Source organism: Planctomycetota bacterium (assembly GCA_016125255.1).
Lineage (GTDB): Bacteria > Planctomycetota > Phycisphaerae > Phycisphaerales > Zrk34 > RI-421.
Genome location: WGMD01000029.1, coordinates 58,915 through 70,915, shown reverse-complemented (window position 1 = coordinate 70,915; position 12,001 = coordinate 58,915). Strand labels below are relative to the sequence as shown.

The following is a 12,001-nucleotide window of genomic DNA, read 5'->3' as shown; positions in this document are numbered from 1 at the left end:
GTCAGGTGGACAGCCCGCAGCGCTCGCGCTAAAATCACCACAGCAGGCAACGACATACCAGGATGCACGGACGCATCGGCGATTCCTCATCGCGATGCGCCCGGGCATGCTGGTGCGAAAAATCGGTCCCCCGCCAACCGACCGAACGAAAACCCTCAGTCGAGGTCTGCTCATGTATTTGAATCGATGCACATGGATCACGGCGCTTGTGGTGTATGGCTGTCTCGTCGGCGGCTCGATCGCCCGCGCCGCCGACCCCGGTGATCGCATCACCTTCAATCAGGACATCCGTCCGATCCTCTCCGAAAACTGCTTCCAGTGTCACGGTCCCGATTCGCATCAGCGCAAAAAAGACCTGCGCTTCGACGTGCGCGACGTGGCGATCGGCGAGCGCGAAGGCGGACCCGCCATCGTGCCGGGGCATCCCGAAAAAAGTCAGATGATCCGCAAGATCAGCGCGACTGATCCGAAGGATCACATGCCCCCGGCCTCGACGCACAAGCAGCTCACGCCCAAACAGATCGAAACGCTCACGCAGTGGATCGCCGACGGGGCGGAGTATGAAAAGCATTGGGCTTTCATCGCGCCGGTCGAGCCGGCAATGCCGAAGATCAGCGACCCGGCTTGGGTGCGCAATCCGATCGACACGTTCGTCCTCGCCCGGCTCGACAAGAACGGGCTCAAGCATTCGCCCGAAGCGGACAAGCTGACGCTCATTCGACGCGTGACGTTCGATCTGACCGGCCTGCCGCCGACGCTGGCGGAGATCGACGCGTTCATGGCGGACGAATCGCCCGAGGCGTATGAGAAGCTCGTCGATCGCCTGCTCGCTTCGCCGCATTACGGGCAGCACATGGCGCGCTACTGGCTCGACGCGGCGCGCTATGGCGACACGCACGGCTTGCACCTGGACAACTATCGCGAAGACTATCCGTATCGCGATTACGTCGTCCGTTCGTTCAACGCCAACAAACATTTCGACCGTTTCATCCTCGAACAGATCGCCGGCGACCTGCTGGAGAATCCGACGACCGACGACCTGATCGGCTCCGGATTCAACCGCCTGCATGTGACGACCAACGAAGGCGGCGCGATCAAGGAGGAGTTCTATGTGCGCAACGTGCTCGATCGCGTGAGCACGACGGGGACGGTCTTTCTGGGTCTGACCGTCGGTTGCGCCGAGTGTCACGATCATAAGTTCGACCCCATCACGCAAAAAGACTTCTACTCGATGTTCGCGTTCTTCAACAACCTCGACGCCGACCCGATGGACGGCAACAGGAAGGACCACGCTCCTGTGATCCGCGTCGCCAGCGAGCAGCAGCAGCGTGACATGGATGCCCTCAACAAGCAGGCCGCGGATCTGGATGCGAAGATCGATGCGGAAGTGGCGAAGATCGACTACACCGATCCCTTCGAGAAGTCGCTTCCGGCCGACCTCAAGTACAACCACATCGTCTGGGTCGATGACGAATTGCCCAGGAACGCCAACGTGCAGGGCGACGGGCTGGTCTGGGTCGAAGGCCCCGATCATCCGGTGCACTCGGGTAAGCGATCGATGCAGCGGACGAGCCAGGGCAACCAGCAGCACTTTTTCGACAACTGCGATGAGAAGATTCACGTGGGCCCCGGCGATAAGCTCTTCGCATGGGTGTACCTCGATCCGAAGAACCCGCCCAAGGAGATCATGCTTCAGTACCACACCGGCGAGTGGCTGCACCGGGCGTACTGGGGCGAGAATCTGATTCCCTACGGCAAGGACAATTCGACCGAGCGCGCCCACATGGGCAAACTGCCGCCGACCGGTCAGTGGGTCAAGCTCGAAGTCCCCGCCGGGAAGATGGGCCTGAAGCGCGGCGACGTGATTCAGGGCATGGCGTTCACACAGTACGACGGCACGGCTTACTGGGATGAAGCGGGCATCGACACGACCGCTTCGCAGGAGCCGACCGATTTTGCATGGATCGACGACGACGCGCCCAGCGGCGCAAAGCTCGCGGGCATTGGCGCGTCATGGCAATGGGGCGGGGCGAAGGATCAGCCCGTTTTCAGCGGCCTGCGGTCGCTTCATCGCGCCATGGGCGATTCGGTGAACCAGGACTATTTCACCGGTGCGTCGCCGCTTGTGCTCAGCGATGGCGACAAGCTTTTCGCCTACGTATATCTCGATCCGAAGGATCCGCCCAAGGGCGTTCAGCTTCAGTTCAATAACGGCAATTGGGAGCACCGCGTGCGATGGGGCGAGGGCGTGTATGCGCCCGGTCGCAACGGCGCGGCGGATTTTGTGGCGGGCCCGCTGCCGCAGACGGGCAAATGGGTACGCCTGCAAGTCGATCTGGACAAGGTTGGTCTCAAGCCCGGCGACAAACTCAATGGCTGGGCGTTCTCACAGAACGGCGGGTCGGTGTATTGGGACAAGGCGGGGATCAACACGTTCTTCGCCCCCGATGATCGCTTCCGCACGTCGCAGCTCGTCTGGGAAGGTCAGTTGGGCGACGATGCGAACGTGCCCGAGGACATCCGCAAGATTATCAAGATGCCGCGCGACAAGCGGTCGGCGGATCAGGCGTCGGACGTCAAGGCGTACTACCTGCGGTTCGTGTACAGCGGATCGCAACAGATTGTCGATCCGCTCAACGATCAGATCGCCGAGCTTAACAAGCAGGTCAAGGCGATCGAAGCCGCCACGCCGACGATGCCGGTGATGAAGGAGCGTGCGACGCCCCGCGAGGCGTGGGTGCTTAAGCGCGGGCAGTACGATCAGCACGGCGACAAGGTCGAGCGGGTCACGCCCGCGGCGCTGCCGCCGATGGCGTCGGACCTGCCGCGCAATCGGCTGGGTTTCGCCAAGTGGCTCATCGACCCGGCGCAGCCGCTGACGGCTCGCGTGACGGTCAACCGATTCTGGCAGCAGTGCTTTGGCGTCGGACTCGTCAAGACCAGCGAGGACTTCGGTTCGCAGGGCGAGCCGCCGAGCCATCCGCTGTTGCTCGACTATCTGGCGGTGCATTTTGAGCAGAGCGGATGGGACGTGAAGGCGCTGATGAAGATGATCGTCATGTCATCGACGTATCGGCAGGCGTCGAACACCCGACCCGAACTGCTCGAACGCGACCCGGAGAATCGGCTCTTGGCGCACGGGCCGCGCTTCCGCCTCGATGCGGAGGAAATCCGCGATCAGGCGCTGATGGTCAGCGGGCTGCTGGTGGATGATTTTGAAGGGCCTTCGGTGAAAGTGCCCCAGCCGGCGGGGCTTTGGGAAGCGGTCGGCTACACGTCGTCGAACACCGCGCGGTTCAAGGCGGATACCGGCGAGAAGATTTACCGCCGCAGTCTGTACACGTTCTGGAAACGCACGTCGCCCCCGCCGCAGATGGTGACGTTTGATGCGCCGTCGCGTGAGTCGTGCATCACGCGCCGGGAGCGGACGAACACGCCGCTGCAGGCGCTGATCATGATGAACGAGGAGCAGATGGTCGAATCGGCGCGCGGGCTGGCCCAGCGGGCGATGACCGAAGGCGGGGCGTCGGACGACCAGCGGGCGACGTACATCGTCCGCATGCTCACCGGTCGTCCGCCGGCGGAGGCGGACATGAAGATCGTGCTCGACGCTCACAAGGATTTCCTCGCCGAGTTCAAGCGCGACACCAGCGCCGCACGCAGTCTGATCGAGTACGGCCAGACCAAGCCCAATGCGCAGCTCGACCCGTCCGAGCTGGCGGCATGGACCATGGTCGCCAACACGGTGTTCAGCTTCGACGCCTCGATGAACAAGAACTAATCACGAAAGGTCAACCTCATGGACCTCTTTGATCTGACCAGGCAGTACATGTCCCGTCGCCATTTCTTCACGCGCTCCGCCGTAACGCTCGGCGTGCCGGCGCTGGCGACGCTCATGGGCGACTCGATCGCCAAGGCGTCCGTCGCCGGGTCGCCGACCGTGTCCGCGGCGGGGGGCCTGCCCGGCCTGCCGCACTTCGCCCCCAAGGCCAAGCGCGCGATCTATCTGTTCATGGCGGGGGCGCCCTGTCAGATGGACCTGCTCGATTACAAGCCGAAGATGGACGAATGGTACAACAAGGACCTGCCCGAATCGGTGCGAAAAGGCCAGCGGCTCACCACGATGACCAGCGGGCAGTCCCGCTTTCCCATCGCGCCCAGCAAGTTCAAATTCGAGCAGTGCGGCAAGAGCGGGGCGTGGGTCAGCGAGCTGCTGCCGTATCACAAGAAGATGGTCGACGACATCGCCATCATTAAAACCGTCCATACCGAAGCGATCAATCACGACCCCGCCATCACCTTCATCTGCACCGGCAATCAGCTTCCGGGCAAGGCGAGTCTGGGCGCGTGGCTCAGCTACGGGCTCGGCTCCGAGAACCACAATCTGCCCTCGTTCGTGGTGCTCACCAGTTCGTGGACCGGGCGAAAGGATGCGCAAGCGCTTTACAATCGGCTGTGGGGCTCCGGGTTTTTGCCGAGCAAGTATCAGGGGGTTGCCCTGCGCTCCGCCGGCGATCCGGTGCTCTTTCTGACGAACCCGCCGGGCGTCAGCGCCGCCATGCGCCGGCGGATGCTCGACGCCGCCGATCAGGTCAACGCCAATCTGCACGCCCAGGTCGGCGACCCCGAAACGCTAGCGCGCATCGCGCAGTACGAGATGGCCTTCCGAATGCAGAGCTCCGTCCCCGAACTGACCGACGTCAGCGGCGAGTCCCCGGCGACGCTCGAGATGTACGGCCCCGAAGTCACGCAGCCCGGCACGTTCGCTTCGCACTGCCTCCTCGCCCGCCGCCTCGCCGAACGCGGCGTGCGGTTCACGCAGATTTTCCACCGCGGTTGGGACCAGCACGGCAACGTCGGCGGCGATCTGCCCAAGCAGTGCCATGACGTCGATCAACCCGCATGGGCCCTCATTCAGGACCTCAAGCAGCGCGGCCTCCTCGACGAAACCCTCGTCATCTGGGGCGGGGAATTCGGACGGACCGTCTACTCCCAGGGCGCCCTGAGCCACGAAAACTACGGCCGCGATCACCACCCCAAGAACTTCTGCGTCTGGATGGCCGGCGGCGGCATCCAGGGCGGCCTCGTCCATGGCGAAACCGACGATTTCTCCTACAACATCGTCAAGGACCCCGTCCACATCCGCGACCTCAACGCCACCATCCTCCACCAGCTCGGCATCGATCACGAAAAACTCGCCTTCAAATTCCAGGGCCTCGACCAACGCCTCACCGGCGTCGAAACCGCCTTCCCCGTCGAAGCCATCATGTCCTGACCCCGCCCGCGCCATCCACACCCCGACTCCCCGTTCAGCGACGCCGCGGTTTTACCGTGAGCCCGTCGAACGGGCGGCGTGCTTCTGACCCATCCGCGCACCGTCGCGCACCATGGCGCACGCGCCCGATGATGCTTCGCATGCCTCCGCATCCCCATAAAACCCACCCCGATCCGCACCTGCCGCGCGCACGGGCGCGCCCGTGCGCACCGCCAAGGCAATTTCGGCGCGTCCTCTGCGCGATTAAATAAGGACTTACAGAATCACGTGCGCACACCGGAGGCGATTTTGCCATCCCGGTGCGCGAATTGCGAAATGGCTATGCGCGAAGTGGGTGAAATGACCCAATGGAAGTGTGTGGATAGTCGGAGTGGCCTCAGTCAACACCTTCCCAATACCAGTAGGCAAGGCCGTGCTTGGCGGAGCCGTCGGTCGTCGGGGCTGTCGTCATGATCGTGTGGTTGAATTCGGCACGGGATTGACTGAGCAGAGCCCCGTCGGCCATAGCTACATTCTGCCAGTCCACGAGCCCATCGGCGGCGGGGTGGCAGGTCGAATACAACCATGCGTTCGCCCATCCGTTCCAATCGACGGTGTCGGCGACGAGAACGCGATCGGCGATCTGCGGGTCGCTGGCGCGTCGGGCCGGGGGGTGCTTGCCACCGCCAATGTAATTATTGGCGTTGACGATAAAGGCATAGTCGAACAGGTAATACTGTCTACCATCATCGGTCACCGGGTCGTAGGACTGCTTCATGGCGGTGTGCGATCGGTTCCAGCGGTAATTGTCTGGCGGAGGATAGTTGGCGATGATCGGCTCCAACGCCTTGACGCGCTGACTGCTGGGGCAGCGTGTGGCTTTCTCGCCCAGGCCGTACGCATCCCGCAGCACCCGGTAATCCGTACCGGCCGAATATTGGACATCACCCTTTTCCACGATCAGATTCAGATGCGTCCAACCGGCCCAAACTGTGGCGGTGGGATACCTGCCGGAGTTATCGCCAGCGTAGTTGATGCAGGCCAGGCCCCACTGATGAAGGTTCGCTGCGCACACGGTGCGGCGCGACAGTTCGACCGCGCGGTTTATCGAAGGCATGAGCAATGCGATGATCACGGCGATTGTCGCCATCACGACGAGCAGTTCGATGAGCGTAAAGGCGCGATGTCGCATGGCGAAAGTCCCTGATAGCCGCCGCTCAATAAGCGGCGCGCGATCCGTTGATCGCGACTTTCCAAGACGTCCGATCAGCTTGCGCTCATCGAACGCTTCTTCCCGATCGGCCGCCGGTTCGATTCGTCGAACCCGCACCCGCCAGAGTGTTCGAACGCGGCCGAACGAAAAATGCTGCTGTCGATCCAATGCGTCGCATCGACTTTCGCCGACGCGACGCAAGCAGGCAGACACCCGATTCATAAAGCTCAGGGATGGTCATCCCTGAGCTTTCGTAGTTCAGTGGCGCCGGCGCGCCGCGAGCATGCCGATCAACCCCAGACCGGCGGGTAGTGTCATCGGCGCGGGGACTGAGACGACGGTCTCGATGTTCAGATTCAGACTGCCCTGCGAGAAATACGCGATACGACCTCCACCGAGGCTGAAGGCGTTGACGACGCCGAAGTTTTCGATGTTGCCGCTGTTGAACGAGGCGGAGGTGTTGAGGATTTTGTAGACACCGTCGGACACGGAGGCCCAGTTGACGGCCGACCCGTCGGCGGCGACGAAGTCATCGACGCCGAAGCTGCTGTTCCATGTGAATGTGCCGCCGACGGTCAGGGCGTTGGCGTCGACATAGTTGAGGTCAAAGACGAAGTGAGCGCCATTGGCGAGCGTGAGGTTGTTGGAGATGATACCTTTGCCGCCGATGGCCGCGCCGCTGGCGACGGTGACGGTTCCGGAGCCGGTGGCGGAGCCGGACGTGTTGGTGACCAGAAGCGTGCCGCCGTTGACCTTGACGCCGCCGATGAAGGAATTGCCGGTGGCGCGGGAGAGATTGAGTATGCCGGCGCCGGTCTTGACGAGAATCGCGCCGGTGAAACTGGCCAGATCGCGGATGGAGCCGGAGAGGTTGAGCGTATTGCCGGTAGCGGTGTCGATGGCCACGTCGGTCGGCGCGGCGGTCTTGACGAGGATCAGACCGGCGGACCAGAGGTTGGTGACTGAGCCGGTGGAGTTGATGGTGCTGGCCCCCGCCAGAGCGCGGAGAGCGGAGTCGGGGCGGCTGATGGCGGTGTAGCCCCGGACGGTGGCGAGCGTGCCGTTGGCGGAGCTGAGGTTGACCGTCTTGAAGTAGGTCGTGTTGGCTTCGGTGCTGGACTCGTTGAACTCCATGATGCCGCCGCCGTTGATCTGGAAAATGCTATCGTTGGACGAGGTCGAGAATAGGTTGACGCCGTTGACGACGACGAGCATGGCGCCGTTGTTGACGGTGATAGTGCCCGGGACGGTCGAGACGTTGAAGCTGGCGTTGCCCTGGAGTTGAACGGTGCCGGCGTTGACGGTCAGACCGCCGGAGATCGAGTTGGAGGCGAAGAGCGTCAGGTTGCCGGTGCCTTCCTTGACGAACCCGCCGGAGCCGGCGATGACGGAGTGGATGTAGTCCGAGACGGACCCGTTGACGGTGAGTGTGGGCGTCGTGCCGTTGAGCGTGAGGGTCGCGCCCGCGATGTCGTAGGTCCCGGAGGCGTTGTTGAAGGTCAGGTCATTGGCGGTGACGCCGCCGGCGGCGATGGTGACCGTTCCGGCGGTTCCACCAAAGACGGCATCGTTGTCCGTGCCGCTGGTGGGCCATGCGATGTTGTTGACGCCGCCGTCGGTGGTCCAGTTGCCGTTGGTGGTGTTCCACGCGCCCGTGCCGCCGGTGATGGTGCCATTGCCGACGCCGACGGTGCCAGGGCTGGTGTCCCATGTATAGGTCGCCGCGTGCGTGCGGGCGACTGCGAGGGCGACGATGAGCGTCGCCGCGAGGCGAAGTTTAAGATTTGCCATGCGTCTATTATCCTTTCTCAATTCTTCGGATCGATCTTGAGCTCCGGCGGAACAGCCGTCGGGGCCTTGTCCAGACGCGGATGGTCTATAGTTCCATCCGATGTCGGGGTGTCTTGCGTTTGTGGCTGGGCGAAGGGGCTGTCGGCGATCAGTTGGAGGCCGTTGCACATGTAAGCGTGATCGTCCGGCGCGCTGACCGTGATCTCGATGCGGCCCGCGGCGGGATGAATGCCGACGAAACGCACGTAGTTGACGCTCTCTATGAAGGAATCGGTGCGCTCGCCATCGGCTCGGCGGGATTCACCGGCGATGGTGAAGGTCGAGCCCTGATGGTTCGCCGTCGCCGTATAGATCACCAGGTCGTAGCTACGCGTATCGTCGAGGTCGTCGAGTCGAATGGACCAGGGACCCTGACGCTCGTGATTGAAGGCGTAATCGTTGAAGAGCGCGATGGACTGACCGGGCAGTCTGCCTTCGAGGACAGCGGCGGTGGTGGTGATGGTGATGTTTGTGGCGGTTTGGCCGTCCGCCGTGATGAGGTGATTGGCGGTTCGAGTGGGCATGTGGTTCCAATAGCGGGCATCGTGGGCGGCGACGCCGGGACCCTCGTAGGGCGAAGCCTGTCCGAAGTCGATGCTGATCACCTGAGCGGGCGGCGCTTCGGCCAGGTCGCGATTGTCGATGACGAGCCGGCCGTCGATGAACCGAGCGAACTGACCAGCCGACAGATCATACGGCTCGACGATGGCGTGCGCCGGGTTATGGCTCACCTGAACGCGGCCCTCGATGACATGCACCTCGGCGTCCCCGCGGCGATCGATTTCGACGTTAAAGCGTGTGCCCAGATCGACGACGCGCACGCGGTTCGGCAGATCGACAGTGAAACCATGCGCTTCGGGGCGGCAGAATGCTTCAAGTTTGCCGGATGTGAGCCGCCCGCGATTAGGTCCGGTCATTTCAAATTCGCAAGGGCCGGTCAGATCGACGACGGCGGTGGATTTGAACATGAGTTGGGCGCGGCCGGCGGTGAGTTGGATCGGGCCGGACAGGTCCGAGCCAAGGGCGTACTCGGCATCGGAGAACTGTGCGTCGGGAGAGACGTCCGAGAGCATGGCGAAAGATGCGGGGGCGTCGGAGTGGGGAGTGGGGAGTGGGGAATGGGGAGTGAAAGGCAGGAAGAAGTAGATCAGCGTGGCGGCGAGGGCGATGAGGGCGGCGAGGGCCAGCGCGGTTGCGGCGGCAGGGCGGCGGCGCGGCGCGGTCGGGGCCGGTGTTTCAAGCGGGGGGAGGGGCAGGGGCAGGTTGTGCGTCGTCGGCTGACGACGCAGGACGCGGGCGATCATGGACTGCGTGCAGACGAACTGGACATAGGCGCGGCAGGCCTCGGGGTCGCTTGCCAGCCGGTCGAGCAACGCGGCGCGTTCGGCGCTGCCGAGTCGATCGTCGAGCAGGTCGGCGGTCAGTTGCTCAATGGTCATCGGCTGCTCGTTCATGCGCGCTGTTCTCGATTGAGGAACCGATCGACGCATTGGCCAAGCTGAAGGCGCACGCGGCGCAGCGTCTGGTACAGCGAATCGACCGGCCGGCCGATCCGCGCGGCGTAGTCGTTGAGCGAGGTGTCGGACTGGTAGCGGGCGTTGAGAAGATCGCGCTGGCTGTCGGTCAGCTTCGAGAGGCAATCGATCAGGGCGCGATGGCGGTCGGGCGCGGTGACGGAAATCCGCTCGGCCTGCTCGGCGATGTTGGCGACGATCGCATCGTCAAACACCAGCCGCTCGCGCGATCGGCGCTTGCGCCATGCGAGCACTTCGTAATAGAGAATCCGACAGGCCCAGGCGCTGAAGTCGGTGCCGGGAACAAATTGTTTCGCCTCGCGCCAGATCACCAGATTCGTCTGCTGAACGAGATCCTCCGCGATCGCCAGCGAACCGACCATCGCGGCGGCATAGGCGCAAAGCCGGTCCTGGCAGTCGATTAAGCTCTGAACAAACAGGGCATCTGGCGGATGATCGTTCATCGGTGCGATTCCTTCACCCTTATACAGCCCAACTTCGATCGATCTGAGCAACTATTTTCTGAATCCGCCGTGCGGTGCCGCATCCGGCCAAAGCGCCGGGGGATGAACGGAGCGACCCATCCGTCATGCGATCGCCGCCGGCTGACGCGCCGGCTCAGTCAATGAATCATGGACCCCATGTGGCGGGGCGCGATCAGCGGGGCCTTGTCACGCGGCGCGGGACCGTCATCGGCGGCGGCGCATGGACAGAAGCGTCAGCAGCGTCAGGCCGGCGGGCAGGGCGGCGGGGGTGGGCAGGAGACTGATGTGGATGTTGTCGAGGACGGCGTCGAAGGAAATGGTGCCGGTGGAGGCGTCCGTGAAGCGAAGGGTGGTGAGGGAGCCGGTGGCGGTGAAGTTGTAGAAGAAGGTGTTGAACTCGGTGGCGATATTGGTGTAGGTGCTGTCGAAGACGGGATCGTTGACGAAGGGTGAGCCGATGCCGGTGAGGTAGTCGTAGACGAGCGTTTGGATGCCGGCGGAGCCGCCGCCGGAGCCGAACTTGCCGAAGTCGAAGGTGACGCGGTAGGAGCTTCCGGGATTGGTGGCGAAGGTCTGTTCGACGAACCCGTTGACGGCGGCGTTTCCGCCGTTGAAAACGAGGGCGTGTGTTCCGTCGGTGGTTCCTTCGCTGGTGGAGAGGCCGAGGTTGCCGGAGGCGGACCATCCTTTGAGCGTCAGCGGGCTGGACGCTTCGAAGGAGCCGTTGGCGAAATCGGAGCCGTTGATGTAGGACAGATCGGAGACGGAGAAGGCGCCGGTGGTGAAGGTGAAAACGCGCAGTTCGTCCATGGCGCCGTTCCATGTGCCGGTGATTCCGCCGGGCTGGACGGCGATATGGACGCCGGAGGCGGATGTGGTGGGAGCGGTGGTAGTGGTGCCGCCTTGTTTGACGCCGTCGATGTAGAAGGACGAGACGCCGCCGTCGCGGACGATGGCGAGGTGGATCCATTCGTTGGCGGTGACGGCGCCGCTGACGCCGTTGGTGGGGCCGATCCATGAGACGCCTTGATAGCTTGCGGCGAGCGCGGTGCCGAGCTGGGTGAACTTGAGGGACTGGGAGTTGTAAGAGTTGGTGACGAAGATGTCCTTGCTCTGAGCGAGGTCGGCGGTCTTGACCCACAGCTCGATGCCGAAGTTGTCGGTGGGGAAGGCGGTGCTGACGCCGTAGAAGCCCTTGCCGGAAGGGACGACCAGATCGGCGGTCGAGTCACCGGGGGCGGGGTCGGCGGTGTCGACGCTTGTGCCGGTGCTGAAGTTGTTGGTGAAGTTGTTGCCGGAGACGCTGTCGATGGGGCGGTTGTTGGTGCCGAGCGATCCGGCTTCGCCCAGGTGATACACGTACAAATCAGTCACGGCGGCGCGTGCTGGCGCGGCGACCAGTGCGGCGGCGAGTGCAAGCGAAGCGAGCGCGGTGCGGGCGGTACGGTGCATCGACATGGTTCTGCCTCCTGTTCGTCGATGTGCGGCGGATGGGACGTTTCTGGCGGGAAACGACGCCATCGAAACACATGACGGGTGTTCTCTCAATCGGGACAAAATGTGCTGAATCTCGTTCTGCCAATACGCTTTTTCATCACCTCCAATTTAACGGATCGCGGTCCAAACACCAACGGAAAAATGCCGAAAACGGCAGATTTTCTTTCGCGATAAGGAGGGCAGGGGAGCGGATTTAAAATGGTCGGGC

7 protein-coding genes are annotated in these 12,001 nt (G+C 63.1%); 2 read left to right on the top strand and 5 right to left on the bottom strand.

Annotated features, from left to right (window positions below; all coding sequences use genetic code 11):
- Positions 1–94: 94 nt before the first annotated feature.
- Both GC162_18315 and GC162_18310 read left to right on the top strand, forming a co-directional pair.
- The gene (locus GC162_18315; GenBank protein ID MBI1370596.1) at positions 95–3,781 is read left to right on the top strand and encodes a DUF1553 domain-containing protein; all 3,687 of its coding nucleotides are present in this window, start codon (positions 95–97) and stop codon (positions 3,779–3,781) included.
- A gap of 18 nt (positions 3,782–3,799) precedes the next feature.
- Complete coding sequence (locus tag GC162_18310; GenBank protein MBI1370595.1) at positions 3,800–5,275, top strand: DUF1501 domain-containing protein; 1,476 nt, start codon at positions 3,800–3,802, stop codon at positions 5,273–5,275.
- Positions 5,276–5,651: 376 nt separating this feature from the next.
- On the opposite strand, the gene GC162_18305 is transcribed toward GC162_18310, so the two are convergent.
- The 5 genes from GC162_18305 to GC162_18285 all read right to left on the bottom strand — a co-directional run bounded on the left by GC162_18305 (position 5,652) and on the right by GC162_18285 (position 11,817).
- The gene (locus GC162_18305) at positions 5,652–6,446 is read right to left on the bottom strand and encodes a prepilin-type N-terminal cleavage/methylation domain-containing protein (protein ID MBI1370594.1); all 795 of its coding nucleotides are present in this window, start codon (positions 6,444–6,446) and stop codon (positions 5,652–5,654) included.
- A 279-nt stretch (positions 6,447–6,725) separates the two neighbouring features.
- Entirely contained in the window at positions 6,726–8,258 is a 1,533-nt protein-coding gene (locus GC162_18300; GenBank protein MBI1370593.1) for a hypothetical protein, read from the bottom strand.
- A 17-nt stretch (positions 8,259–8,275) separates the two neighbouring features.
- On the bottom strand, positions 8,276–9,736 hold the full coding sequence (locus GC162_18295) for a hypothetical protein (protein MBI1370592.1): 1,461 nt from the start codon (positions 9,734–9,736) through the stop codon (positions 8,276–8,278).
- An 11-nt stretch (positions 9,737–9,747) separates the two neighbouring features.
- Positions 9,748–10,275, bottom strand: a complete 528-nt coding sequence (locus GC162_18290; protein MBI1370591.1) for a sigma-70 family RNA polymerase sigma factor — start codon at positions 10,273–10,275, stop codon at positions 9,748–9,750.
- Positions 10,276–10,500: 225 nt separating this feature from the next.
- Positions 10,501–11,817, bottom strand: coding sequence for a hypothetical protein (locus tag GC162_18285; protein MBI1370590.1), 1,317 nt, complete (start codon positions 11,815–11,817; stop codon positions 10,501–10,503).
- Positions 11,818–12,001 lie beyond the last annotated feature (184 nt).

Coding starts and splice junctions, on each gene's coding strand:
- GC162_18315 (MBI1370596.1), top strand. CDS start 95: ATGCGCCCGGGCATGCTGGTGCGAAAAATCGGTCCCCCGCCAACCGAC.
- GC162_18310 (MBI1370595.1), top strand. CDS start 3,800: ATGGACCTCTTTGATCTGACCAGGCAGTACATGTCCCGTCGCCATTTC.
- GC162_18305 (MBI1370594.1), bottom strand. CDS start 6,446: ATGCGACATCGCGCCTTTACGCTCATCGAACTGCTCGTCGTGATGGCG.
- GC162_18300 (MBI1370593.1), bottom strand. CDS start 8,258: ATGGCAAATCTTAAACTTCGCCTCGCGGCGACGCTCATCGTCGCCCTC.
- GC162_18295 (MBI1370592.1), bottom strand. CDS start 9,736: ATGACCATTGAGCAACTGACCGCCGACCTGCTCGACGATCGACTCGGC.
- GC162_18290 (MBI1370591.1), bottom strand. CDS start 10,275: ATGAACGATCATCCGCCAGATGCCCTGTTTGTTCAGAGCTTAATCGAC.
- GC162_18285 (MBI1370590.1), bottom strand. CDS start 11,817: ATGGCGTCGTTTCCCGCCAGAAACGTCCCATCCGCCGCACATCGACGA.